Source organism: Pseudomonas sp. ADPe (genome assembly GCF_014843515.1).
Classification (GTDB): Bacteria; Pseudomonadota; Gammaproteobacteria; order Pseudomonadales; family Pseudomonadaceae; genus Pseudomonas; species Pseudomonas citronellolis.
This window is the reverse complement of the sequence record NZ_CP062122.1, coordinates 5,775,585-5,800,016: the sequence shown is the minus strand read 5'-3', so window position 1 is coordinate 5,800,016 and position 24,432 is coordinate 5,775,585. Positions and strand designations below refer to the sequence as shown.

Here is a 24,432-nt window from a genome sequence, read left to right as displayed (position 1 = left end):
CAGCCCAGGGCGCTCGCCCCTGGTCTAGGCTGTTACTGTAGGAGTGAATAGGTCGTAGGAACTTGTTACTTTCCCCCGCTTGCCTCGCGACCCTGCTCTGCTATTTTTCCCGCCGTGACGCCGGGCCCCTCTGACGGTCGCTGACCGCCATGTCGGAGTCACTTTCGACAACGACAGCAAGAGAGGGCCCGCATGGCACCCCTATTGGATTTCCTCAACACCCCTTTCCTCGGCACCGCCGCCTGGTTCTGGCTGCTGTTCCTGGCCATCGTCATCCTCCTCCTGTTCCTCGACCTGGGCGTGCTGCAGCGCGACCACCACGAGATCGGCGTGCGCGAGAGCCTGCTGCTTTCGGCCGGCTACTTCAGCTGCGGCCTGGCCTTCGGCGGCTTCGTCTGGTACGAGTTCGGCGCCACCAGCGCCATGGAGTACTACACCGGCTTCCTGGTGGAGCAGTCGCTGTCGATGGACAACGTGTTCGTCATGGCGATGATCTTCGGCTTCTTCGGCATCCCCCGCCGCTACCAGCACCAGGTGCTGTTCTGGGGCATCCTCGGCGCCATCGTCATGCGCGCCATCATGATCGGCCTGGGCGCCGCCCTGGTCAGCGAGTTCGAGTGGATCATGTACGTGTTCGGCGCCTTCCTGCTGTTCAGCGGCGTGAAGATGCTGCTGGTCAGGCACGAGGAAGAACCCGACCTGGCCAACAACCCGGTGCTGCGCTTTTTGCGCAGGCACATCCGCGTCACCGAGCAGCTCCACGAGCACCACTTCTTCGTGCGCAAGCCGGACGCCAGCGGCAAGCTGGTGCGCTTCGCCACCCCGCTGTTCCTGGCGCTGATCCTGATCGAGCTGGCCGACGTGGTGTTCGCGGTGGACAGCGTGCCGGCGATCTTCGCCATCACCAAGGACCCGTTCATCGTCTACACCTCGAACATCTTCGCCATCCTCGGCCTGCGCGCCCTGTACTTCTCGCTGGCGGCGATGATTCACCGCTTCGTCTACCTGAAGTACGCCCTGGCCCTGGTGCTGGTGTTCATCGGCGCGAAGATCTTCGCCCACGGCTTCATCGGCAAGGTTCCCGCCGTGCTCTCGCTTGGGGTAACCTTCGGCCTGCTCGCTGGTGGCATACTGCTGTCACTGCTCAAGACGCGCAAGGCAGGCGAGCAGGAGCTGGAAATCGTCAGCCGGGAGACCCTGCATGCAGGACGAGGTGAAGATCGAGGCCATTGAAGTCCAGGGCCGGCCCTGGTGGCTGGTGCGCCTGGGCCGCCGCGGCCTGCGCTTTTCCCAGGAATCCCTGGCCCGCGCCTTCGCCGCCCAGTTGCATGTGCGCCGCCAGTGGTGGCAGCAGCGCGGCGAAGACGAACCCAACGAACGCACCTGAGCCCCCCGCCCGCCGCCGGCGGGGCGCTCGCAGCGGCGCTAGTGGCTGCGCCGGCCCTTGAGCACCTTGACGATCTCGCCGATCAGGTTCACCACCAGCGCCCGCTCGCTCTCCGCCAACCCCTGAAGCAGGTCGCCGATGGCCTCGGCCTGCTCGGCGACGTCGATCGAATCCTTGCGGAAGAGGTCGCTCAGCGGGCATTCGAGGATTTCCGCGATCTGTCCCAGGCGCTGCAAGGTCGGCGATATCACACCGTTCTCCATGCGGCTGATGGTTTCCTTCTCCACCCCTATCCCCTCTGCTATCTGTGCCTGCGTCAGCCCCTTGGCCCTGCGGCGGTTGGCGATGGCTGCGCCGACTTCATGGACCACGCTCCGACCTTTCATGCGAATTGACCTCATACATCATCCGATATAACGCCTCAAGCCATTTTCAGGGGAGCTTGCGTGCGGCTGAAGGACGCATGACGTCTACAAATGTTTCTTAATAGATCATTGACTAATTGACTTTCCTTTTCACGGGGGAACAGGATAGGGCTGATTGCCATCACTTCGCCCCCCCATGGCGCAGCCGGTCCGATGGTGGTTTGCCACGAAAGGAAGTCCGCAATGTTGTCCAAGCTGAAAATACGCACGGGAATGCTCATCGTCCTGGCCACCGCCCTCCTGCTTTCGATCCTCACCGGCTGGAACAGCGCCCGCAGCAGCGACCAGCAGATCCAGTCGCTGAACCGCGTGGCGGTGGAGCTCAACGACATGGTGCTGCGCTTCAAGCTCTAGCCCCGTTCCTCGACCACCAGGCCGGAGTGCAAGCATGCCGATCCGCAGTATTCCCGACCTCCCCCGGATGCTCTCCGAAGCCCTGGAGCATGCCGAGACCGCTCTTTGCATCAACGACGACGGGCAGCGCCTGCTGTACTGCAACCGCGCCTTCGGCCGGCTGCTCGGCCATGCCCCGGAAAGCCTGGTGGGCCGCCCGTTCGACGAGCTGGTGGACGCGCGGCCGGCGGCCAACGGCCGCGTGGAAGCCCTGGTGCGCTGCCATGACGGCCGGCGCATCTGGTGCGGCATCGCCAGCACCGGGCTGAACCGCGCCACCGGCGAGCCCGACCTGCAGCTGCTGGCACTCACCGAGATCACCCAGTCGAAAATCCACGAGGTGCTGCTGGACCGCCTGCTCGAAGGCATGGCCCGCGACGAGCCGCCGGAACACCTGATGGAAGCGGCCTGCCTGGAGATCGAACGGCTGCTGCCGCGGAGCAGCGCCTCGGTCCTGCGCGTCAACGCAGGCCGCCTGCACCCGCTGGCCGGGCCGAGCCTGCCGCCCGCCTACCTGCAGGCCCTGGACGGCCTGCCCCTGGGCGACGGCCCGGGCAGCGAGGGCGCCTGGGCCGGCGAGGTCGAGCGCCATCCGCTGTGGTCCGCCTACCGCCACCTGCTGCCACCGGAGCTGCGCAGCTGCAGCATCACGCCGATCCGCTCCAGCACCGGCCAGCTGATCGGCAGCTTCGTCTGCTACGGCCGGGGGGAACAGGCGCCCTGCGCGACGCAACAATGCCTGCTGGACATCTGCACGCACCTCTGCGCGCTGGTGCTGGAGCGCGACCAGGCGCGCACGCGCATCCACCAGCTCGCCTACTACGACGACCTGACCGGCCTGCCCAACCGCCACCTGCTGCAGAACCTGGCCAGCGCCGAACTGGCCGCCGCCGCCGCGCGCCGGCAGGGCATGGCGGTGCTGTACATCGGCCTGGACCGCTTCCGCCAGATCAACGATTCCTTCGGCCGCCCCTCCGGCGACGAGCTGCTGCGCACCATCGCCCGGCGCCTGCGCCAGGCCTGCCGCGACGAGGACCACGTCGGGCGCCAGGCCAACGACGAATTCGTCGTCCTGCTGCCGGGCTGCGACCGCGCGGCGGCCAGCGTCCACCTCGCCCGCCTGAAGGCCGCCCTCGACGCGCCCTGGCGCGTCGCCGGCGCGCCCCACAACCCCTCGGCGAGCATCGGCATCAGCCTGTTCCCGGAGGATGGCGAGGACTTCCAGAGCCTGCTGCGCCACGCGGCGATGGCGATGAACCAGGCCAAGGGCAAAGGCAAGAGCCGTGGCGGCCAGGTGTTCTTCAGCGAGGAACTGGAGCGCCTGGCGCAGGAACGCGTGGCGCTGGAGAGCGCCCTGCGCGAAGCCCTCGCCAGGCAGCGCCTGCACCTGAACTACCAACCGCTGGTGGACATCCGCGCGGGCCGCCTGCGCGGCGCCGAGGTCCTGGCCCGCTGGCACCACCCGCAGCTGGGCAACATCTCCCCGGAGCGCTTCATCCCCCTCTCCGAGGAATGCGGGCTGAGCATCGAACTGGGCCGCTGGGTGCTGCGCGAAGCCTGCCGGCAACTGGCCGAGTGGCGCCACGCGGGCCTGCAGGTGCCGGAGATATCGGTCAACCTGTCCGCCGGCGACTTCCAGGACCCGCAACTGCCCGTCGCGGTGCTGCGCACCCTGGAAGAGCACGGCCTGCACGGCACCGACCTGACCCTGGAAATCACCGAAAGCGCGCTGATGGAAGCCGACAGCGACACCCTGGGCGTGCTCGACCAGCTGCACGAACTGGGCATCCGCCTGGCCCTGGACGACTTCGGCACCGGCTACTCCAGCCTGGCCCGGCTGAACCGCCTGCCGGTGCAGGAACTGAAGCTGGACCGCAGTTTCGTCCGCGACCTGGAGAGCAACAGCACCAGCCGCACCCTCAGCGACGCCGTGCTGAACATCGGCCGCAGCCTGGGCATGACGGTGGTCGCCGAGGGCATCGAGAACCCCGAGCAACTGCGCATCCTCGAAGCCCAGGGCTACAGGGTGGCCCAGGGCTACCTGCTGTCCCCACCGCTACCGGCCGAAGGGTTCGCGGCCTGGCTGAAGGCGAGGCAGGTGGCGGGGTGATTCTGTAGGAGCGAGCTTGCTCGCGAACCGGGCAGTCACTGGGTTATTCCCCTTCGGGCCAGCGCAAGCGCTGTTCGCGATGGAGCCGCGTCCCGCACGAGGAAGGATAGGCGTTTCAGGATGACGCCGAATTCGCCGCCCACTCCGAACGGCCCCCTCTCCCTCCGGGAGAGGGCTGGGGTGAGGGCGCTCTCAAGCCCAGCACCTACGCCACCTGGAAACCCGTTCGCGAGCAAGCTCGCTCCTACGAAAAACCCCGCCCGAACGAGGCCCAAACACAAAAACGCCGCTTCCCCTTCGGAGAAACGGCGTTCCCGTGACCCTCACCGGGCCTCAACTACCAACCAGCACTCACTTGCCCATGTACTTGCCGATCTCGTACTTGCCGATGGCCATGCGGTGCACTTCGTCCGGGCCGTCGGCCAGGCGCAGGGTGCGCTGCATGGAGTACCAGTAGGCCAGCGGGAAGTCGTTGGAGACGCCGGCGCCGCCGTGGATCTGGATGGCGCGGTCGATCACCTGCAGGGCGACGTTGGGCGCCACCACCTTGATCTGGGCGATCTCGCTCTGGGCGATCTTGTTGCCCACGGTGTCCATCATGTAGGCGGCGTTGAGGGTCAGCAGGCGGGCCTGGTTGATCTCGATGCGCGAGTTGGCGATGTGGTCGATGTTGCCGCCCAGGCGCGCCAGCGGCTTGCCGAAGGCGGTGCGGCTGGTGGCGCGCTTGCACATCAGTTCCAGGGCGCGCTCGGCCATGCCGATGGAGCGCATGCAGTGGTGGATGCGGCCCGGGCCGAGGCGGCCCTGGGCGATCTCGAAGCCGCGGCCCTCGCCCAGCAGCACGTTCTCGTAGGGCACGCGGACGTTCTCGAAGAGCACTTCGGCGTGACCGTGGGGCGCGTCGTCGTAGCCGAACACCGGCAGCGGGCGGAGGATCTTCACCCCGGGGGCGTCGCTGGGCACCAGGATCATCGAGTGCTGCTGGTGGCGCGGCGCGTCCGGGTTGGTCAGACCCATGAAGATCATCACCTTGCAACGCGGGTCGCAGGCACCGGAGGTCCACCACTTGCGGCCGTTGATGACCCACTCGTCACCGTCGCGCACGGCGTTGGCCTGCATGTTGGTGGCGTCGGAGGAAGCCACGCCCGGCTCGGTCATGGCGAAGGCGGAGCGGATTTCGCCGCGCAGCAGCGGTTCCAGCCAGGTGCGCTTCTGTTCCTCGCTGCCGTAGCGGACGAGGGTTTCCATGTTGCCGGTGTCCGGGGCCGAGCAGTTGAACGGCTCGGCGCCGATCAGCGAGCGGCCCATGATTTCCGCCAGCGGGGCGTACTCCATGTTGGTCAGGCCGGCGCCGTATTCGGACTCGGGCAGGAACAGGTTCCACAGGCCCTCGGCCTTGGCGCGGGCCTTGAGGTCCTCCATGACCTGGGTCGGCTGCCAGCGGTCGCCTTCGGCTACCTGTTGCTCGAAGACGCTCTCGGCGGGATATACATAAGCTTCCATGAACGCGGTGACGCGCTCACGCAGGTCCTGGACCTTGGCGGAATAGGCGAAATCCATGGGGGCTACCTTCTGGCAGGGGTTTGTCTTGTGTCGAGGAAGATGCTAGAACAGGCAGCACGATTTACCTAGCCTATTATCCGAATCAATGAACATTCATAACCCGCATGATGGTCCGCCATCCCGGGTATGATCCGGCCACAACAATGACAAGCGGAGCCACGGGATGAACCTGAACAAGGTCGACCTGAATCTGTTCATCGTCTTCGATGCCATCTACACCGAAGCCAACCTCACCCGCGCCGGACAGATCGTCGGCATCACCCAACCCGCGGTGTCCAACGCCCTCGCCCGCCTGCGCGAGACCTTCAACGACCCGCTGTTCGTGCGCACCGCCCAGGGCATGGTGCCCACGCCCATGGCGCAGAACATCATCGGCCCGGTGCGCAACGCCCTGCAGCTGCTGCGCGTATCGGTGCAGGAAAGCCGCACCTTCACCCCGCAGCAGGCGAGCAAGACCTACCGCATCAGCATGACCGACCTCACCGAGGCCATCATCCTGCCGCCGCTGTTCCAGCGCCTGCGCCGCCAGGCGCCCAACGTGCACATCGAGAGCTTCCTCTCCAAGCGCCGCGAGACCACCAAGGAACTGGCCGCCGGGCGCCTGGACTTCGCCGTGGACGCGCCGCTGAACACCGACCCGCAGGTGCGCCACGTCAAGCTGATGGAAGACCGCTACGTCTGCGCCATGCGCCACGGCCACCCGCTGGCCAGGCCGAAGCTGAGCCTGGAGGAGTACCTGTCGCTGACGCACATCCAGATCTCCAGCCGCCGCAGCGGCCTGGGCTATATCGACCTGTCGCTGGGCAAGATGGGCCTGCAGCGCAAGATCGCCCTGCGCTCGCAGCACTACCTGATGGCCTCCAACGTGGTGCAGCAGACCGACATGGCGGTGACGGTGCCCGAGCGCTTCGCCCGCCACCACAACCTGCACTACGTGGACCTGCCGGTGAGCGACGTGCCCAAGCTGGAAACCCACCTGTACTGGCACGAAAGCACCGACCAGGACCCGGCCAACCGCTGGATGCGCGAGCAGCTGATCGAGCTGTGCCAGCAGGTCACCGCCCGCGAGGCGCGGGAAGCGCAGCAAGGCTGATTCACCACAGGCTCTGCACTGCAATGGCCGGGATTGCCGGCTGACTCCATTCTCCCCACAGACACCGAACGGCCCCCTCTCCCTTCAGGGAGAGGGTTGGGGAGAGGGCGCTCCTCCCCCAGCACCAACGCCGCCGGTACCCCCCGTTCGCGAGCAAGCTCGCTCCTACACCCTCCCCCTATCCAAGGTCGGGCCGGCCCCTCCTTGGCCGCAAATAACCCTTCCATGGCCGGATCGGACCTCTCCCTTGTCCGACAATCCTTCCAACAATTACATCAACCAATGACACATTCACGTGTCAGGCCCTCCGCCCCGCCGGCGCCGCTGCCTGCCCAAATCGCCGCCGGGGCTCGTCGAACAACAACAAGGAGTCGCCCATGAACGCCCAGACCGAACCGCTCCGCGCCCACTTCCCCGTCCGGCGCATGGATTTCAGCTTCACCGAGACGCCGAAGTACTGGTGGGACGATCAGCCCTTCATGTCGCACTTCATGAACAACCTGTCCTCGCTGTTCCCCTATGGCGAGAAGTTCTTCGTCGACAGCGTGCGCGCCGTGCGCGACCGCATCCAGGACCCGCAGCTGCAGAAGGACGTGTCCGCCTTCATCGGCCAGGAAGCCATGCACTCCAAGGAACACGCGGCCTACAACGAATACGCCGAGGAACACGGCATCGACCTGGAACGCCTGGAGCTGCGCATCAAGCACCTGCTCGGCGCGATCAGCAAGGTCACCACCAAGAAGCAGGACCTGGCCATCACCTGCGCCCTGGAGCACTTCACCGCGACCATGGCCGAGCGCCTGCTGCGCCGCGAGGACCTGAGCACGCAGATGCGCTCGCCGAAGATGTACAAGCTGTGGATGTGGCACGCCATCGAGGAGAACGAGCACAAGGCGGTGGCCTACGACGTCTACCAGCAGGTCTACGGCGGCTACTTCACCCGCACCGCGGTGATGCTGCTGACCACGGTGATCTTCCTCGGCGTGATAGGCGGCTTCCAGATCCACCTGCTGCGCCGCGACCGCCAGCTGTTCAACTGGCGCAGCTGGAAGCACGGCCTGGTCACCCTGTTCGGCCTGCGCAACGGCTACTTCACCCAGCTCGTGCTGCCCTGGCTGGACTACTTCCGCCCCGGCTTCCACCCCTTCGACCACGACACCAAGACGCTGGAGAAGTACTGGAAGGACAAGCTCGACTTCGCTGGCTGAGCCAGGGCGCGCCGAGGTGCTTCTCGTAGGATGGGTTGAGCTTGCGATACCCATCGGGCCATGGTGATGGGTATCGCTTCGCTCAACCCATCCTACGGCGGCATTTCTCCTGCAAGGACGGATCTCGGAACAACCGCGTTCCCTCACCCCAGCCCTCTCCCAGAGGGAGAGGGAGCCGTCCGTGCCGGGATGAGCAATGCATTGCGCCGGAAACCTCTGCGGCCGCCGGCTAACGCCATGACAGCCAAGCACACCGAACGGCCCCTCCCCTCTGGGAGGGAGAGGGAGCCGTCCGTGCCGAGATGAGCAATGCATTGCGCCGGAAACCTCTGCGGTCGCCGGCTAACGCCATGACAGCCAAGCACACCGAACGGCCCCCTCTCCCTCTGGGAGAGAGAGGGAGCCGTCCGTGCCGAGATGAGCAATGCATTGCGCCGGAAACCTCTGTGGCCGCCGGCTAACGCCATGACAACCAAGCACACCGAACGGTCCCCTCTCCCTCTGGGAGAGGGTTAGGGTGAGGGAGCAGAGTCGGGTTCCGCACCCTGCACGACAGGAACGCTCCTACAACCCCAACGCCTGCAACACCGCCGCCCCGGTGAACAGCAGCAGCACCTGCCGCTCCGCCAGCGCGCAGACCTCGCCCCGTTGCCCTTCCGGCAATTCCAGGTAATCCAGCGACAGCTGGAACAGCTGCCGGCTGATCAGCCGCGACAGCTGCGCCACCTCCTGCGCCGGCACCTCCGGCAGCAGGCGGAACAGGGCGATGTCCTCGGCCATGTCCGCGCCGAAGTCGTCCATCACCTGGCCCAGCGCCTCGCGCAGCACCGCCGAAGGGCCGTGCAGTTCGCGCACGCCGATGATGAAGGCCTCGGGGTGGCGTTCGACGAAGTCGAAGAACAGCCGCACCGTCTCCTCGCACACCCGCTGGCCACGGGCGAAGTCCAGGCCCAGCGGGGTGGCCGCCGCGCCGCCCGCCGCCGGCGCGCGCCCGGCCGCTTCGCGGCGCAGTTCGCGCAGCGGCTGGCGCAGCTGGGTGGCGATGTCGCGGATGATCGCCAGGCCCAGGTCGTCGACGTCGGCGAAGTGGCGGTAGAAGGTATTGGGGTTCAGCCCAGCCTCGCGGGCCAGTTCGCGCAGGCCGATGCTGCTCAGGCTGCGCCGGCTGGAGGCCAGGCGCAGCGCCGCCTCCATCAGCAGGCGCTTGCCCGGTGCATCCTGGCGTTGTGTTACCGCGTCCGGTTCCAGACTCATCCTTGCCCCACCTCGCCCACCCTAAAGATTGGTTGCCCGCGAAGTATACAGATGTCTACATTGGCACCACGTAGACAGTTGTATACGCCTGCACACAAGCATAACAGGAGCCAGGTAAATGGGAACTCAACCTAAGACTGCCGCGGTCAGACACTGCAAGGTGGCCATCATCGGCACCGGTTTCTCCGGCCTGGGCATGGCCATCCGCCTCAGCCAGGAGGGCGAGGACGACTTCCTGCTGTTCGAGAAGGACGCCGGCGTCGGCGGCACCTGGCGGGTCAACAACTACCCCGGCTGCGCTTGCGACGTGCAGTCCCACGTCTACTCCTTCTCCTTCGAGCCGAACCCGGAATGGACGCGCATGTTCGCCCGCCAGCCGGAAATCCGCGGCTACCTGGAGAACTGCTGGAAGAAATACCGCCTGGAAGGCCGCACCCTGCTGAATACCGAGATCCAGCGCCTGGAGTGGGACGAGGCGCGCGACCTCTGGCACCTGCGCGACGCCGCCGGCAACCACTACACCGCCCAGGCGGTGGTCTCCGGCATGGGCGCCCTGTCGATCCCCTCGATCCCCGACCTCAAGGGCCTGGACAGCTTCAAGGGCCACGCCTTCCACTCGCAGCACTGGGACCACGACTACGACCTGAAGGGCAAGCGCGTGGCGGTGATCGGCACCGGCGCCTCGGCCATCCAGTTCGTCCCGGAAATCCAGCCGCTGGTGGCCAGGCTGGACCTCTACCAGCGCACCGCGCCGTGGATCCTGCCCAAGCCCGACCGCGCCATCAGCGACAAGGAACGGGCGCGCTTCAAGCACTTCCCGCTGGTGCAGAAGCTCTGGCGCGGTGCGCTCTACAGCATGCTCGAAGGCCGCGTGCTGGGCTTCACCTTCGCGCCCTGGGCGATGAAGATGATCGGCAAGCTGGCGGTGCGCTACATCCACCAGCAGGTCAAGGACCCGGAACTGCGCCGCAAGCTGACCCCGGACTACACCATCGGCTGCAAGCGCATCCTGATGTCGCCGAACTACTACCCGGCGCTGGCCGCGCCGAACGCCTCGGTGATCACCGACGGCATCCGCGAGATCCGCGAGCACAGCATCGTCACCGCCGACGGCCAGGAGCGCGAGGTGGACGCGATCATCTTCGGCACCGGCTTCACCGCCAACGACCCCATCCCCCGCGGCACCGTGTTCGGCCGCGGCGGCGTCGACCTGCTGGACACCTGGCCGCAGGGCCCGGAGGCCTACAAGGGCACCGTCACCCGCGGCTTCCCCAACCTGTTCTTCCTGATGGGCCCGAACACCGGCCTGGGCCACAACTCCATGGTCTACATGATCGAGTCGCAGATCGCCTACGTGCTCGGCGCGCTGAAGCTGATGCGGCGCCGCGAGCTGCTCAGCCTGGAGGTCAAGGAAGACGAGCAGCAGCGCTGGAACCTCAAGCTGCAGCGCGGGCTCAACCATAGCGTGTGGAACACCGGCGGCTGCAAGAGCTGGTACCTGCACCCGGTGAGCGGGCGCAACTGTACCCTGTGGCCGGGCTTCACCTGGCGCTTCCGCCTGCTCACCCGCAGTTTCGACGCCGCCGCCTATCATCTGAAGGCCAGGCCGTTCGAGGAAACCGCAGTCACCCAGCAACCCCGCGCCGAGGAGGTCCCGGCATGAAGTCCTTCGAGAACAAAGTCGCCGCCATCACCGGCGCCGGTTCCGGCATCGGCCGCGCCCTGGCCCGCGAGCTGGCCTCGCGCGGCTGCCACCTGGCGCTGGCCGACGTCAACGCCGCAGGGCTGGAAGAAACCCGCCAGGGCCTGGCCTCCTACGGCGTGCGCATCTCCACCGAGGTGGTCAACGTCGCCGAGCGCGAGCAGGTCCACGCCTGGGCCGACAAGGTGGTGGCCGAGCACGGCAAGGTCAACCTGGTGTTCAACAACGCCGGGGTGGCCCACGCCGGCACCGTGGAAGGCAGCGAGTACGAAGAGTACGAGTGGATCACCAACATCAACTTCTGGGGCGTGGTCTACGGCACCAAGGCCTTCCTGCCGCACATCAAGGCCAGCGGCGAGGGGCACGTCGTCAACGTCTCCAGCGTGTTCGGGCTGTTCTCGCAGCCGGGCATGAGCGCCTACAACGCCACCAAGTTCGCCGTGCGCGGCTTCACCGAATCGCTGCGCCAGGAGCTGGACATGGAAGGCGGCGCGGTCTCGGCCAGTTGCGTGCACCCCGGCGGGATCAAGACCAACATCGCCCGCACCGCGCGGATGAACGACAGCCTGGCCAAGGTCACCGGGCAGAACGCCAACGCCGCGCGCCAGCAGTTCAACGACCAGCTGCTGCGCACCACCCCGGACAAGGCGGCCCAGGTGATCATCCGCGGCGTGGAGCGCGACGCACGGCGCATCCTCATCGGCGCGGATGCCCATGCCATCGACGTGATGCTGCGGTTGTTGCCGGTGTGGTACCAGAAGGTGGTTACCGTCAGCATGCGTCTGGCGGCGCGTTTTGCGCCGAAGGGCAAGGCGCGGACGGAGGGTTATGAGGCCAAGTAGGGAGTAGTGAAAGGGGAAGCCCGCTTCTTGGAGCGTAATGCTGTTCACTTAAGAAAGGATGCCGTTTCTCTGCCTGGGGGAAACGGTATTTTTCATTTGGGGTTATGGCTTGGCTCGCGAGGCTTGCCCCACTCCGGCCTTAAGCTCGTCATTGCCGCGAACAATACTTGCGCTGGCCCGAAGGGGAATAACCCAGTTGCCTTGGCTTGGGTATTTCTGCGCCGCACCGAGTCTGCCCGACCGTCTTGTTTCGCCCCCTCGGGCGAGTCCCTTTTGTCAATCGCCACAAAAGGAACCAAAAAGGCTTGCCCCGCCATACGGGCCCGACAGAGTCGGGCTACCCTCACGAATTCCCCCGCCACGGAGGCCCGCCCCGAGGGTACGTCCCTGTAGCCCATCGGGGCTCTCGCGACATCCATGTCGCATGACCTCCTGAGCGCCGGTTTCGTTCGGCCTGCTGAAGGGGCGTTTCGGAGTGCGCGGATGTTTCTCTGGAAGTATCAAGAGCAAAAGCCAAAGCGAATGCGTTTTGGCTTTTCGTAGGAGCGAACTTGCTCGCGAACCCATGGCGTTTCCCGGCGGCTGCGGTGTTTGGGATTGACTCCGCTCCCTCTCCCCAGCCCTCTCCCTGAAGGGAGAGGGGGCAGTCCGTGCCGAGAGAAGGAATGGTTTCAACCGGAAACCGTCGGAGTTGCCGGCTGACTCAGGGATACCCAAGCGCTCCGAACGGTCCCCTCTCCCTTCAGGGAGAGGGTTAGGGAGAGGGAACGAGGTCCGGCCATACACCAGCGCAGCCAGGTAACTCCATGGGTTCGCGAGCAAGCTCGCTCCTACAGACAGCCCGCCCCCTCAGAGCCCCATCTGCTTGGCGATGATCTCGTTCATGATCTCCCGCGTCCCGCCGCCGATGGAAAGGATGCGGTTGTCGCGGTACAACCGCTCCACCAGGCTCTCGCGCATATACCCCATGCCACCCAGCAGTTGCACCGCGTCATAGACCACCCGGTCGGCGACGTCGGTGGCGAAGTTCTTGGCCATGGAGATTTCCTTCACCACGCTCTGCCCAACGGCCATCTTCGCCGCCTGGCGGTAAGTGAACTCGCGGGAGACTTCCACCTGGGTGGCCATCTCCGCCAGGCGGTGCTTGAGCACCTGGAACTTGCCGATGGGCTTGCCGAAGGCTTCGCGCTCGGCGCCCCATTTCAGGGCTTCTTCCAGGGCCAGTTGGGCGGTCATGTTGGCCATGGTGGCCAGGGCCAGGCGCTCGCTCTGGAAGTTGGCCATGATGCAGGCGAAGCCCATGTTCTCCATGCCGATCAGGTTTTCCGCCGGCACCTTGCAGTCGTCGAAGAACAGCTCGGCGGTGTCCGAGGCCCACCAGCCCATCTTCTTCAGCTTGCGGCCCACCGTGAAGCCGGGCGTGCCCTTCTCCACCAGCAGCAGGCTGACGCCGCCGTAGCCTTCGCCGCCGGTGCGCACCGCCACCGTGTAGTAGTCGGCGCGCACGCCGCTGGTGATGAAGGTCTTGCTGCCGGTCACGCGGTAATGGTCGCCGTCGCGCACGGCGCGGGTCTTCAGGCTGGCTACGTCGGAGCCGCCGGAGGGCTCGGTGACCGCCAGGGCCATGATCTTCTCGCCGGCCAGCACCTGCGGCACGATGTGCTCGCGCAGTTCCGCGCGGCCCCACTTGAGCAGCGGCGGCAGGCCGATGTCCAGCGAGCCCAGGCCGGCCACCAGGCCGCCGGAGCCGCTGCGCATCAGTTCCTCGCTGGCCGCCAGCTTGGCGAACAGGTCGCCCTCGTGGCTGCCGCCGTAGGCTTCGGGGTAGCCGATGCCGAGGATGCCGGCCTCGCCGGCCTTGCGGTAGAGCTCGCGGGGGAACTCCTCGGCTTCTTCCCAATCGGCGATGTGCGGGAGGATTTCCCGCTCGACGAAGCGCCGCACCGAGTCGCGGACCAGGCGGTGGCTGTCGTCGAAGTATTCGGTGAATGCGGACATGGCGGGCCTCCAGGCGGGTTGCCTGAAAACTTACCGAGCGCTTGCTTGGTTTTCAAGGCGAGACTTCCGCCATCGCCTGGGCCGTTTCGGCCCGATGCCTCTGGACTAGACGATCGGCCGGCGCCCGGCCAGGGCGTGGGCCAGGGTGCCGCCGTCCACCAGCTCCAGTTCGCCGCCCAGGGGCACGCCGTGGGCGATGCGGCTGAGCACCAGGCCGCTGCCGGCCAGCAGTTGGGCGATGTAGTGGGCGGTGGCCTCGCCTTCCACCGTGGGGTTGGTGGCGAGGATGATCTCGGCGAAGTTGCCGGCCTTGATCCGCGCTTCCAGCTCGGGAATGCCGATGGCCTCCGGGCCCAGGCCGTCCAGCGGCGAGAGGTGGCCCTTGAGCACGAAGAAGCGCCCGCGATAGCCGGTCTGCTCCACCGCGAACACGTCCAGCGGGCCTTCCACCACGCACAGCAGCGAGTCGTCGCGGCGTGGGTCGGCGCACTGCGGGCAGAGTTCCTCCTCGCTCAGCGTGCGGCACTGCTTGCAGTGCCCTACCCCTTCCATGGCCTGGGTCAGCGCCTGGGCCAGGCGCAGCCCGCCCGTGCGGTCACGCTCCAGCAACTGCAGCGCCATGCGCTGGGCGCTCTTCTGCCCCACCCCGGGGAGAATGCGCAGGGCGTCGATGAGTTGGCGGATCAGCGGGCTGAAGCTCATGGAAGTATCTGACTGCAAGGGGTGGAAGAAGGGCTAAAAGCTGGAAGCTGGAAGCTGGAAGCTGGAAGCTGGAAGAGCCTGCGGCTTTTGCTTCTGGCCTCCAGCTTCCAGCCCACTTGCTTAGAACGGCATCTTGAAGCCGGGGGGCAGCTGCATGCCGGCGGTCATGCCCGCCATCTTCTCCTGGTTGTTCTGCTCGATCTTGCGCACGGCGTCGTTCACCGCGGCGGCGATCAGGTCTTCGAGGATTTCCTTGTCCTCCTGCATCAGGCTGTCGTCCAGGCTGACGCGCTTGACGTCGTGCCGGCCGGTCATCACCACGCTCACCAGGCCGGCGCCGGACTGGCCGGTGACTTCGGCGTTGGCCAGCTCTTCCTGCATCTTCTGCATCTTTTCCTGCATCTGCTGGGCCTGCTTCATCAGGCCGGCCATGCCACCTTTCATCATTTCGATCACCTTCTGTCGTTCAGGGTTGGTTGGGCGCCGGCCTTCAGGCCTTCGCCGCCAGGGGTTCGATGGTACCGGCGCGGACCACCGCGCCGAACTGCTGCCGCATCTGCTGCACGTAAGGGTCCGCCTCGATGGAGCGCTCGGCCTCGCGCTGGCGCTCGGCGCGCTTGCGCGCCGCGGCCTGGGCCGGGGTTTCCTGCTCGGGCTTCTGGATGGTCACTTCCAGCTTCAGGGTGCGCCCGTGGTACTGGCTCAGCGCGTCGTTCAGGCGGCGCTGCTGGGTGGCGTTGTACAACGCGCTCTGCCCCGGGTCCAGGTGCAGGTGCCAGGTGTCGTCCTCCACCGCGACCAGGGTGCAGTTGGCGCCGATGCTCGCGGTCAGGCCGCCCAGGCCCAGGCGCGGGAACAGGTCCAGCCACTCGGCGGCAAGGCCGGTGGCCGGCAGGGCCGCCGGTTCCGGTTCGGGCTCGGCCTGGGCGCTGGCCTGCGACTCGTCGCCGCCTTCCAGGTAGCTGAGCGAGTCCATGTCGACTTCATAGTAGTCCTCGGCCGGCGGCGGCTCTTCGTCGCGGTCGTCGTCCTCGCTGTCGGCCATGGCGATGATAGGCGCGGGCTCGGGCAGTGGAGCGGGCTCGGCGGCCGGCTGGGGCGCGGGCGCGACCGGCGGCTGCGCGGCGGCCGGCGCGGCGGGTTCTTCCCAGGGCAGGTCGACGACGGGCGCCGGTTCGGCCGGAGCGGCCTGCGCTTCGACCGCCGGCACCTCGACGGGCACGGCCTGCGGGCGGGCTCGACAGGTGCGGGCGCAGCCTCGACGACAGGCGCCGGCGCAGGCTCGGCGCAACCTCGGCTACCGGAGCCGGAGCCGGAGCCGGAGCCGGAGCCGGAGCCGGAGCCGCCACAGGCTGCGGCGCGGGTGCCGGCTGGGCAACGGCGGCGGGCACGGTGGACACCACCGGCACGCTGGCCGCGCTGGCAACGGCTGCCGGCGCCGCAACGGCGGCGCCGGCCACTGGGTTGCGGTTGGAATCAGCCGTGGCCGTGCTGATCCCCAGGTCCTTTAGCGGTGACCTCGGTGGCGCGCCGCCATCGGCCGGGCGGAAGGCCAGCATGCGCAGCAGCACCATCTCGAAGCCGCTGCGCGGGTCCGGCGCCAGGGGCAGGTCGCGGCGGCCGATCAGGCCCATCTGGTAGTAGAACTGCACGTCCTCGCCGGGCAGCGCTTGCGCCAGGGCCAGCACCTTGTCGCGGTCGCCCTGGCCGTTGTCGACGGCGTCCGGCAGCACCTGGGCGATGGCCACGCGGTGCAGCACGTTGAGGATTTCGGCCAGCACCCCGCCCCAGTCCGGACCCTGTTCGGCCAGGTGGCGCACGGCATCCAGCAGCGCCCGGGCGTCGCCTTCGAGCAGCGCGTGGAGCACGCCGTAGACCTGGCCGTGGTCGAGGGTGCCGAGCATGGCGCGCACGTCGGCGGCCAGCACCTTGCCCTCACCGAAGGCGATGGCCTGGTCGGTCAGGCTCATGGCGTCGCGCATGGAGCCGTCGGCCGCGCGGCCGAGCAGCCACAGGGCGTCTTCCTCGAAGGGCACGTTCTCGGCGCCGAGCACGTGGCTCAGGTGCTCCACCACGCGCTCCGGCGGCATGTTCTTCAGGCTGAACTGCAGGCAGCGCGAGAGGATGGTCACCGGCAGCTTCTGCGGGTCGGTGGTGGCCAGCAGGAACTTGACGTGGGGCGGCGGCTCTTCGAGGGTCTTGAGCAGGGCGTTGAACGAGTGCGAGGAGAGCATATGCACTTCGTCGATCAGGTAGACCTTGTAGCGCCCGCGGCTCGGCGCGTACTGCACGTTGTCCAGCAGTTCGCGGGTATCCTCGACCTTGGTGCGGCTGGCGGCGTCCACTTCGATGAGGTCGACGAAGCGGCCCTCGTCGATCTCCCGGCACACCGAGCACTGGCCGCAGGGGGTGGAACTGATGCCGGTCTCGCAGTTCAGGCACTTGGCCAGGATGCGCGCGATGGTGGTCTTGCCCACGCCGCGGGTCCCGGTGAACAGGTAGGCGTGGTGCAGGCGCTGGTTGTCGAGCGCGTTGATCAGGGCCTTGAGGACGTGGGTCTGGCCGACCATTTCGCGGAACGAACGCGGACGCCATTTGCGGGCAAGAACCTGATAACTCATTGAAATCCATCGCGGCTGGTAGGCGGAAGTGGGCTAATCCTAGCGAAGAGGACCGGAAATTGCACCCGATGCCGGGCCAGGCTTGGCAAGAACCCTCCGAAACAGGCATTGTGTCCTGCTTCCGCACGTCCGGAGCCCGAATGCGCGCACTCCTCCCCGCCCTCCTGCTGGTCGCCGGCCTGGCCCAGGCCGATCCCCGGCAGCTGAGTTTCTCGGTGATCGAGGGCTGGGCCATGCCGCTGGCGCAGGTCGAGGACGGCCAACTGACCGGCGGTATCCTCTTCGAGCTGTTCACCCGCACCGCGCACAAGGTCGGCATGGCCCCGTCTTTCCATATCCTGCCGCGGGCCCGGGTGGAACAGGCCCTGCACAGCCACAGCATCGATGTGCGCTGCTACATCGCCCCGGCCTGGCTCAGCGAGGCGTTCAGCGACTACCGCTGGAGCGTGCCGCTGCTGACCCAGCGCGACCTGCTGGTGGCTAGGGAGCGAGCGCCGGTGGAGGTCGCCACGCTGGCCGGGCAGAGCATCGGCACCGTGCTGGGCTACTCCTACCCGCACCTGCAGCGTTCGTTCGCCAACGGGCGCCTGCACCGCGACGATGCGCGCAACCAGGAGCTGGTGCTGAAAAAGCTGGAGGCCGGGCGCTATGACTATGCGGTGTCCAGCGAGGTGGCGCTGAACTGGTTCAACCTCCAGCGGCCGGCCGAGCGCCGCCTCTACCCCGCCGCCAAGCTCGACCAGGCCGAACTGGGCTGCATGGTCCTCGACGATCCGCAACTGCCGACCCAGGCGGTGCTCGACGCCCTGGCCGAGCTCAAGGCCTCCGGGGAAATCGAGCGCATTCTCGATCATTATCGCTGATGGCCGCGCCAGGGCTGGCGATGGCGTTGGCGATGAGAAAGGTGAAACGGCGGATAACCGCGAACGGTTATTCGCCCTACGCTTCCGGGGCCACCGCTATGCGGGCTTCGCCGCGGCGGATCCACTCGGCATAGCGTGCCGGGATGTGCCCTTGCACCCTGCCTGCGTTCACCGTGGCGGCGTAGTCGCAGATCGCCTGCTCGCCCTCCCCTTCGCGCCGGTACAGGGTCCAGCGCACCCGGCTGCCTTCGGCCAGGGTGCAGGGCAGTTCGAAGCGGGGCGAGCCTTCGGCGTAGCCGACGTGGAAGTCGTCCGGCATGGGCCCGCCGGGGAAGCCGGCGGCGTCGAGGAAACCGAACATCGAGTCGTGCTGCAGCAGGCTGCGCCGGGCGTAGGGCCAGACGTAGCGGCGCAGGAAGTGCTGGTCGGCGAAATGCCGCGAAGCCACCGGTTCGGCGAAGAACAGCCGGGCCAGTTGCGCCAGCGGCGGCAGCGCCCCGCCGACGACGCCCCAGAGCCCGGCCAGCAGCAGTTCGGTATGGGTGCCATTGTCGCGCAGCGCGTGGAAGTGCTTGTCGCTGGCCAGCCACTGGGCCACCGCCTCGGCCTCGCGCTCGCTGATCACCGAGTCGGCGTCGCGGAACAGGATGCGCTGGGCCTGGGCGTCGTCCAGGGCGAGGAAGCGCCACATCGGCCCCGGCCACTGGCGCGCGGCCTCGTCCACCCGCACCACCTGGCCGCCGTTGTCGAGCAGGCGGCGGACGATGGCCTCGGGCACGCTGTCGTCGATATAGAAGCGGCAGGTCCAGTGCGGGTAGATGCGCGGCTGCTCCAGCACGTTGAGCACCGCCGTCTCGCAGTATTTGGCGCTGGCGCCGAACAGCGAGAAGGCGATCAGGTTGCGCTCGCGGGTGGCGGCGCCGGGCGGCGGCGGCAATGCCGGCAGGGCATGGGCGATCGGCGGTTCGACGCCGAACTGGCGCTCGCGCAGGCTCAGCGCGTGCAGGCCATGGCGGCGCACCTGGTCCCACTGGCGCAGGGCGCAATGGGCGTGGGACAGGGCGTCGAACAGCGCCAGGCTGTCGCCGCCGGCGGCCAGGGCGCGGCCGGCATGCTCGATGGCTTCCTGCCAGCGCTCCAGCTTGATGCAGTTCACCGCCGCGTCGGTCCAGGCCACCGCCAGCTGCGGCCAGCGCCGGGCGGTCTGCAGGCACAGTTGCAGGGCCTGCTCGTGCCGGCCCTGGGCGTAGAGGGCGCTGGCGCGCCGGCCGGCGGCCTCGACCTCGCGGCGTTCGCGGTAGCTGGGCGTGCGTTGCTTGGCCATGCTTGCCCTCCTCAGCGTTCGCGCAGCGCTTCGCGGGCGCGGTTGAGCGGCTTGGTCAGGTAGTCCCAGACGGTCTTGCTGCCGGTGTGCACGTCCACCGTGGCGACCATGCCGGGGAAGATCGGGAAGCTCTTGCCGTCCTTGTTCTGCAGCGAGTCGGTCTCGGTGCGCACGAACACCCGGTAGTAGTACTGGTCGCGGCGCACCTCGTCCTGGATGGTGTCCGGCGAGATGTGCGTCACCTTGCCCTCCAGGCCGCCGTAGATGGCGTAGTCGTAGGCGCTGATCTTCACCGTGGCGCGCTGCCCGGGGTGGATGAAGGCCACGTCGCGCGGCGAGATGCGCGCCTCCACCAGCAACTGGTCCTCCACCGGCACTATGACCATGAAGCGGCCGTTGGGCGGGATGACGCCGCCGACGGTGTTCACCTCGATGTCCTTGACGATGCCGCGCACCGGCGAGAGCACGGTCAGGCGCGTCAGCGAGTCGGCGCGCCCGCGCGTCACCGACTGCTGCGCCTCCACTTCGCCGTTGGCCTTGGCCAGCTCCTCGCGGGCCTTGACGTAGTACTGGTTGCGCGTCTCGGTGGCCTTGAGCTCCAGCTCGTTGGCCTGGCGCTTCAGGCGCAGCACCTCGACGTTGCTCGCCGCGCCGATCTCGGCCAGGCGCGTGGTCAGTTTGAGTTCCTTGTCGACCAGGGCCAGGGCCTCGTTGATGCCCTTGAGGCTCTTCTCCAGGCTGTTGCGCCGCGACTTGTAGAGGGCGGTCTCGGACTTCACCAGGTCCGGCTCCTCCAGCACTTCAGCCGGAAACACCAGCTTGCCGCCGTCCACTTCCGCACGCAGGCGCGCGGCCATGGCCAGGGCGGCGCGCAGGCGCGAGGCGCTCTCGCCCACCGAGGATTCGGTCTTGGTGCGGTCGAGCTGGGCGAGCACCTGCCCCGCGTCGACGCGGTCGCCCTCCTTGACCCGCAGCTCGGCGAGGATGCCGCCCTCCAGCGACTGCACCACCTGCTCGCGCGAGCTGGGGATCACCTTGCCGGTGCCGGTGGAAACCTCGTCGAGCTCGAACAGGTAGGCCCAGGCGAACAGCAGCAGCATGCCGCCGAGCACGCTCCAGATCAGCCAGGTGGCGCGCGGCGCGTGCTCCTTCGCCTGGAAGTAGGGTGCCAGGGGCGCGGCCCCGGGCGCTTGAATCGAATTGGCTTGCATGGTCACTCCCGACGCGGGACTGGGCCCGCGTCCTCTGCGAATTCAGTGGTGGCTCAGGCGACGGCCGGGGCCTTCTCGCCGGGCTTGGCCGCCGGCCCGCCGGCGAGCTTGGCCAGCACCGCCTGCTTGGTGTCGTCGAGGACGACGCGGCCGTTGTCGACCACGATGATGCGGTCGACCCACTTGAGCACCGCCGGGCGGTGCGTCGCCACCACCAGGGTGCGCGAGGCCAGCCAGGGCTCCAGGTGGCGGATCAGGCCCTGCTCGCCGACCTCGTCGAGCCAGGCGGTGGGTTCGTCGAGCAGCAGAACGCGCGGCTGGCGCAGCAGCGTGCGGGCCAGCAGCAGGCTCTGGCGCTGGCCGCCGGAGAGGCCGCGGCCGCCTTCCTGGACCATGTGCTCCAGGCCGTCGGGCAGCGCCTGCACCATGCCCAGGGCGCCGCTCAGGCGCAGGGCCTCGAGCAGTTCCTCGTCGCTGGCGTTGGGCCGGCCCATGGTCAGGTTGTCGCGCAGGGTGCCGAAGAACAGGTTGGCCTGCTGGCTGAGGAAGGCCACGTCGCGGCGCACGTCGTAGGGGTCGATCAGTTCCAGGCGCAGCGAGTCGAGCAGCAGGCTGCCCTCCTGCGGCCGGTACATGCCGGCCAGCAGTTGCAGCAGGCTGGACTTGCCGGCGCCGTTGCGGCCGAGGATGGCCACCTTCTCGCCGGCGGCGATGCGCAGCTGGCCCACTTCGATGGCCGCGCGCTTGTCGTCCTGGCCGTAGCGGAAGCGCACGCCTTCGAGCTGGTAGTCGCCGTGCAGCACCGGGCGGTGCAGGCGCTTGCCGCCCTCGGCGCTTTCCACCGGGCGCTGCATCAGCTCCTCCAGGCCCTCGCGGGCGACCTTGGCCTGCTGCCAGCGCGACATGATCCCGGAGATCTGCGCCAGCGGCGCGATCATCCGCGAGGACAGGATGGACATGCCGATCAGCGCGCCGGTGGTCATGTCGCCGCTCATCACCTGGAAGCAGCCGACCAGCACCACCAGCACGTAGACCAGCGTCTGCACTTCCTGGGTCCAGGCCATGAGCGCGCCGGAGATGAAGCGCTGGCGCATGCTGACGGTGGCCGAGACCTCGTTGAGGTGGTTCCACTGGTTCTGGAAGCGCTGCTCGGCGCGCAGTTGCTTGACGTCCTCGATGCCCTGCACCGCCTCCACCAGGATGGCGTTGCGGATCGCAGACTCGCGCATGCCTTCCTTGGACAGCCGCGCCAGCGGCTTCTGCGCCAGCAGGCCGGGGATCAGCAGCAGCGGCAGCACCGCCAGCGGCACCAGGGCCATGACCCCGCCCACCGACCAGAGCACCACCAGGAACAGGAAGAAGAACGGCAGGTCGGCCAGCGCGCCCAGGGTGGTCGAGGTGATCAGTTCGCGCACCTGCTCCATCTCGCGGATCTGCGAGATGAACGAGCCGGTGGACTTGGACATGGCCTCGTTGCGCAGGCGCAGGGCGTGGCCGAAGACGCGGTCGGAAATGCGCAGGTCGGCGCGCTTGCCGATCAGGTCGGAGATGTGGGTGCGCGCCAGGCGCATGCCGAAGCCGATGAGCACCGCCAGCAGCACCCCGCCGAACAATACCCAGAGGGTCGGCTCGGACTGCGACGGCACCACGCGGTCGTAGACCTGCATGGAGAACAGCATGGAGGCCAGGGCCAGGACGTTGGCCACCAGCGAGGCGAGCATGACGTCGCCGTAGCGCCGCCAGTCGCGCAGCACCAGGCTCCAGAACCAGTTGGGCTGGTAGGGCTTGATGTAGTCGTCGACGCGCACGTCGGCCACCGCGACCTCGGGGCGCAGGCAGTAGACGCGCTCCACCCGCTCGACCACTTCCTCGGCCGGCAGGGCCTGCAGCACGCCCTGCTCGCCGCTCAGGCGCACGCCGACGCGGCCCTGGCCGTCGATGCTTTCGATGACGCCGACCTGGCCGCCGGAGAACTGCGCCAGCACCGGCAGGCGCCAGGGGTCGAGCACGCCCTTGTCCAGGGCTTCGGCGCGCAGCGTCAGGCCCATGTCGCGGGCCATGTGCTGCAGCTGCCCGTCCAGGTCCTGGCCCTGGCGCCATTGCAGGCCGACGCGGACGCGTTCTTCGGAAACGTCCAGGCGGTAATGCCGGGCCACCATCAGCATGGCTTCCAGCCACGGGCTGCTGACGGCATCCGGGCGTTGCGCTTGCGCGGTCATAGGGAATCACTCTCGAGTTGGAAGACGTCGTGCATCCGCCCGGTGGCGTTGATGAAGGCCACCTGGGCGCTCCACAGGTCGTGGCGGGCGTTCACCGAATCGCTCTGCGCCTGGTAGATCTCCTGCTCGGCGTTGAGCAGGTCGAGCAGCGTGCGGGTGCCCAGCGAGAGGTACTGCTCGCGGTACAGGCGCTGGGTGTCGACGATGCTTTTCTGGCGGTCGGCGAGCACGCGCAGGCGCTCGTCGAGGCCGCCCATCTGTTCCTGCAGGGCGACCCACTGGTCGCGGGCCTCCAGCTGCCGGGTGTGCAGGCGCTCCTCGGCCGCCCGCAGCGCCTGGCCGGCGCCGCGCACCCGCGCCGAGGGCGCGCCGCCGGCGAACAGGTCGTGCTTGACGCCGAGGGTCAGGGTGTAGACGCGTTCGCCGGCCATGTCGCCGGCATTGCCGAAGTACTTGTTGACGCCGCCGTCGACGGTGAAGGTCGGCCGCGTGTTGGCGCGCGCCAGGGACAGCTGGGCCTCGGCCTCCTCGCGCTCGGCCACCGCCATGCGCACGCCGACCGGCATCCGCGGGTTCGGCTCGATCAGCCGCACGGCCTGTTGCAGGCGCTCGGCGGGCACGTCCACGGCGGCCTCGTCCACCTCGCGGCCGATCATGGTGCGCAGCTTGCTCTTCTGCTGGCGCAGCTGCGTCTGGATGGCCAGCAGCGAGGCTTCGGCCGCCTCCACCCGCGACTGCGCCTGGATCAGGTCGGCCTGGGTGCTGGCGCCTTCGCTGGCGCGCTGCCGGGCCAACTGGCGCAGGCGCTGCAGGCCGTCCACCAGGGTCCGGGCGCTGTCGCGCAGGGCGCGGTAGCGGGCCACTTCGATCAGCGCCTGGGCCGACTGCCGGGCGACCTCGTCCACCTCGCTCATCAGCTGGAAGCGCTGCACCTGCACGCCGGCTTCGGCGCCCTTGACCGCGTTGGCCACCTTGCCGAAGTCGTAGATCATCTGCGAGGCGGACAGCGACAGGTTCTGGCCGCTGCCGTAGGCGCCCTGCTTGCCGGTGTTCAGGCCGGTCTGGATGGTCGGCAGGTAGCCGGCCCTGGCCACGTTGATGGCCTCGCGCTGCTGGTCGAGCTGGGCCGCGGCATCGCGGATCGACGGGTAGGTCTGCACCGCCAGGCTGACCGCATGCCACAGGTCCAGGGTACCGCCCTGCCCCGCTCCGGCGTCCGACGACTGCCAGTCGCGGGTCAAGTGGTCGACCGACAGGTCAAGTTTCTTCCGCGGGGCGTCCTGCCACCCGCATTCGGGCTGGCAGAGCAGGCGCTTGCCGCCCTTGCCCTCCGGCTCGGCGCCGAGGACCACCAGCGGGGTGAATGCCAGCCAGGCCAGCGCACCCCAGTGCAACTTGTTGAGAAACATCTGAACCACCCTGAAAAATCGAGCCGCAATGCTACGAATCAAATCCTGAACAATCTTTGGGAACTTCCTGAAAATCCCGAGGTGCTCGAACCAACGGACATCAGGTTA

The 24,432-nt window shown here is 67.8% G+C and carries 18 protein-coding genes and 2 pseudogenes; 9 read left to right on the top strand and 11 right to left on the bottom strand.

The window, feature by feature from the left end:
• The first annotated feature begins 192 nt into the window (after positions 1–192).
• On the top strand, positions 193–1,233 hold the full coding sequence (locus IG194_RS26275) for a TerC family protein (protein WP_058489191.1): 1,041 nt from the start codon (positions 193–195) through the stop codon (positions 1,231–1,233).
• Complete coding sequence (locus tag IG194_RS26270; protein WP_009619452.1) at positions 1,202–1,387, top strand: hypothetical protein; 186 nt, start codon at positions 1,202–1,204, stop codon at positions 1,385–1,387. Before IG194_RS26275 ends, IG194_RS26270 begins: the two co-directional genes overlap by 32 nt.
• Before the next feature lie 38 nt (positions 1,388–1,425).
• Here the strand turns inward: IG194_RS26270 and IG194_RS26265 are convergent, their stop codons facing one another.
• Positions 1,426–1,773, bottom strand: coding sequence for a helix-turn-helix domain-containing protein (locus IG194_RS26265; RefSeq protein WP_009619450.1), 348 nt, complete (start codon positions 1,771–1,773; stop codon positions 1,426–1,428).
• 222 nt (positions 1,774–1,995) lie between these two features.
• Between IG194_RS26265 and IG194_RS26260 the strand changes: the two genes are divergently transcribed.
• Together IG194_RS26260 and IG194_RS26255 are read left to right on the top strand one after the other, a co-directional pair.
• Positions 1,996–2,166 (top strand): hypothetical protein, encoded by a 171-nt coding sequence (locus IG194_RS26260; RefSeq protein WP_160329408.1) that lies wholly within the window; start codon positions 1,996–1,998, stop codon positions 2,164–2,166.
• A 34-nt stretch (positions 2,167–2,200) separates the two neighbouring features.
• Entirely contained in the window at positions 2,201–4,315 is a 2,115-nt protein-coding gene (locus tag IG194_RS26255) for a putative bifunctional diguanylate cyclase/phosphodiesterase (protein ID WP_058489190.1), read from the top strand.
• Between the two features lie 351 nt (positions 4,316–4,666).
• Here IG194_RS26255 and IG194_RS26250 read toward each other — a convergent pair whose 3' ends face one another.
• Positions 4,667–5,875: an acyl-CoA dehydrogenase gene (locus tag IG194_RS26250; RefSeq protein WP_058489189.1), complete on the bottom strand. Its 1,209-nt coding sequence runs from the start codon at positions 5,873–5,875 to the stop codon at positions 4,667–4,669.
• A gap of 166 nt (positions 5,876–6,041) precedes the next feature.
• Here IG194_RS26250 and IG194_RS26245 point away from each other — a divergent pair, with 166 nt between their 5' ends.
• Together IG194_RS26245 and IG194_RS26240 are read left to right on the top strand one after the other, a co-directional pair.
• A complete protein-coding gene (locus IG194_RS26245) occupies positions 6,042–6,971 on the top strand; it encodes a LysR family transcriptional regulator (RefSeq protein ID WP_009619446.1) in 930 nt (309 codons plus the stop codon).
• Positions 6,972–7,348: 377 nt separating this feature from the next.
• Positions 7,349–8,179 carry a metal-dependent hydrolase gene (locus IG194_RS26240; RefSeq protein ID WP_009619445.1) on the top strand — a complete coding sequence of 277 codons (831 nt, stop codon included), beginning with the start codon at positions 7,349–7,351 and terminating at the stop codon, positions 8,177–8,179.
• Positions 8,180–8,743: 564 nt separating this feature from the next.
• Here the strand turns inward: IG194_RS26240 and IG194_RS26235 are convergent.
• Positions 8,744–9,433, bottom strand: a complete 690-nt coding sequence (locus IG194_RS26235; protein ID WP_043314432.1) for a TetR family transcriptional regulator — start codon at positions 9,431–9,433, stop codon at positions 8,744–8,746.
• Between the two features lie 78 nt (positions 9,434–9,511).
• Between IG194_RS26235 and IG194_RS26230 the strand changes: the two are divergent.
• Positions 9,512–11,096: pseudogene (locus tag IG194_RS26230) on the top strand (flavin-containing monooxygenase).
• A complete protein-coding gene (locus IG194_RS26225; RefSeq protein ID WP_058489187.1) occupies positions 11,093–11,977 on the top strand; it encodes an SDR family NAD(P)-dependent oxidoreductase in 885 nt (294 codons plus the stop codon). Before IG194_RS26230 ends, IG194_RS26225 begins: the two are co-directional and overlap by 4 nt.
• Before the next feature lie 849 nt (positions 11,978–12,826).
• On the opposite strand, the gene IG194_RS26220 is transcribed toward IG194_RS26225, so the two are convergent.
• The 4 genes and pseudogenes from IG194_RS26220 to dnaX all read right to left on the bottom strand — a co-directional run bounded on the left by IG194_RS26220 (position 12,827) and on the right by dnaX (position 17,298).
• On the bottom strand, positions 12,827–13,975 hold the full coding sequence (locus IG194_RS26220) for an acyl-CoA dehydrogenase family protein (RefSeq protein WP_058489186.1): 1,149 nt from the start codon (positions 13,973–13,975) through the stop codon (positions 12,827–12,829).
• Between the two features lie 105 nt (positions 13,976–14,080).
• Positions 14,081–14,677 (bottom strand): recombination mediator RecR, encoded by a 597-nt coding sequence (gene recR, locus IG194_RS26215; RefSeq protein WP_009619440.1) that lies wholly within the window; start codon positions 14,675–14,677, stop codon positions 14,081–14,083.
• 120 nt (positions 14,678–14,797) lie between these two features.
• Positions 14,798–15,124, bottom strand: a complete 327-nt coding sequence (locus tag IG194_RS26210) for a YbaB/EbfC family nucleoid-associated protein (RefSeq protein WP_009619439.1) — start codon at positions 15,122–15,124, stop codon at positions 14,798–14,800.
• Between the two features lie 43 nt (positions 15,125–15,167).
• A pseudogene (dnaX, locus tag IG194_RS33390) lies at positions 15,168–17,298 on the bottom strand (DNA polymerase III subunit gamma/tau).
• Positions 17,299–17,438: 140 nt separating this feature from the next.
• Between dnaX and IG194_RS26200 the strand changes: the two are divergent.
• Complete coding sequence (locus IG194_RS26200; protein WP_009619437.1) at positions 17,439–18,161, top strand: substrate-binding periplasmic protein; 723 nt, start codon at positions 17,439–17,441, stop codon at positions 18,159–18,161.
• Between the two features lie 76 nt (positions 18,162–18,237).
• Here IG194_RS26200 and IG194_RS26195 read toward each other — a convergent pair whose 3' ends face one another.
• The 4 genes from IG194_RS26195 to IG194_RS26180 are packed head-to-tail and all read right to left on the bottom strand — an operon-like array spanning position 18,238 to position 24,324.
• A complete protein-coding gene (locus tag IG194_RS26195) occupies positions 18,238–19,485 on the bottom strand; it encodes a tetratricopeptide repeat protein (RefSeq protein WP_058489185.1) in 1,248 nt (415 codons plus the stop codon).
• 11 nt (positions 19,486–19,496) lie between these two features.
• A complete protein-coding gene (locus tag IG194_RS26190) occupies positions 19,497–20,696 on the bottom strand; it encodes an HlyD family type I secretion periplasmic adaptor subunit (protein WP_058489184.1) in 1,200 nt (399 codons plus the stop codon).
• 53 nt (positions 20,697–20,749) lie between these two features.
• Positions 20,750–22,915, bottom strand: coding sequence for a type I secretion system permease/ATPase (locus IG194_RS26185; RefSeq protein ID WP_009619434.1), 2,166 nt, complete (start codon positions 22,913–22,915; stop codon positions 20,750–20,752).
• The gene (locus tag IG194_RS26180; protein ID WP_058489183.1) at positions 22,912–24,324 is read right to left on the bottom strand and encodes a TolC family outer membrane protein; all 1,413 of its coding nucleotides are present in this window, start codon (positions 24,322–24,324) and stop codon (positions 22,912–22,914) included. The genes IG194_RS26185 and IG194_RS26180 overlap by 4 nt, the downstream gene beginning before the upstream one ends.
• Positions 24,325–24,432: the final 108 nt, after the last annotated feature.

Coding starts and splice junctions, on each gene's coding strand:
- IG194_RS26235 (WP_043314432.1), bottom strand. CDS start 9,433: ATGAGTCTGGAACCGGACGCGGTAACACAACGCCAGGATGCACCGGGC.
- IG194_RS26260 (WP_160329408.1), top strand. CDS start 1,996: ATGTTGTCCAAGCTGAAAATACGCACGGGAATGCTCATCGTCCTGGCC.
- IG194_RS26275 (WP_058489191.1), top strand. CDS start 193: ATGGCACCCCTATTGGATTTCCTCAACACCCCTTTCCTCGGCACCGCC.
- IG194_RS26180 (WP_058489183.1), bottom strand. CDS start 24,324: ATGTTTCTCAACAAGTTGCACTGGGGTGCGCTGGCCTGGCTGGCATTC.
- IG194_RS26250 (WP_058489189.1), bottom strand. CDS start 5,875: ATGGATTTCGCCTATTCCGCCAAGGTCCAGGACCTGCGTGAGCGCGTC.
- IG194_RS26245 (WP_009619446.1), top strand. CDS start 6,042: ATGAACCTGAACAAGGTCGACCTGAATCTGTTCATCGTCTTCGATGCC.
- IG194_RS26210 (WP_009619439.1), bottom strand. CDS start 15,124: ATGATGAAAGGTGGCATGGCCGGCCTGATGAAGCAGGCCCAGCAGATG.
- recR (WP_009619440.1), bottom strand. CDS start 14,677: ATGAGCTTCAGCCCGCTGATCCGCCAACTCATCGACGCCCTGCGCATT.
- IG194_RS26195 (WP_058489185.1), bottom strand. CDS start 19,485: ATGGCCAAGCAACGCACGCCCAGCTACCGCGAACGCCGCGAGGTCGAG.
- IG194_RS26220 (WP_058489186.1), bottom strand. CDS start 13,975: ATGTCCGCATTCACCGAATACTTCGACGACAGCCACCGCCTGGTCCGC.
- IG194_RS26200 (WP_009619437.1), top strand. CDS start 17,439: ATGCGCGCACTCCTCCCCGCCCTCCTGCTGGTCGCCGGCCTGGCCCAG.
- IG194_RS26265 (WP_009619450.1), bottom strand. CDS start 1,773: ATGAAAGGTCGGAGCGTGGTCCATGAAGTCGGCGCAGCCATCGCCAAC.
- IG194_RS26240 (WP_009619445.1), top strand. CDS start 7,349: ATGAACGCCCAGACCGAACCGCTCCGCGCCCACTTCCCCGTCCGGCGC.
- IG194_RS26270 (WP_009619452.1), top strand. CDS start 1,202: ATGCAGGACGAGGTGAAGATCGAGGCCATTGAAGTCCAGGGCCGGCCC.
- IG194_RS26225 (WP_058489187.1), top strand. CDS start 11,093: ATGAAGTCCTTCGAGAACAAAGTCGCCGCCATCACCGGCGCCGGTTCC.
- IG194_RS26185 (WP_009619434.1), bottom strand. CDS start 22,915: ATGACCGCGCAAGCGCAACGCCCGGATGCCGTCAGCAGCCCGTGGCTG.
- IG194_RS26190 (WP_058489184.1), bottom strand. CDS start 20,696: ATGCAAGCCAATTCGATTCAAGCGCCCGGGGCCGCGCCCCTGGCACCC.
- IG194_RS26255 (WP_058489190.1), top strand. CDS start 2,201: ATGCCGATCCGCAGTATTCCCGACCTCCCCCGGATGCTCTCCGAAGCC.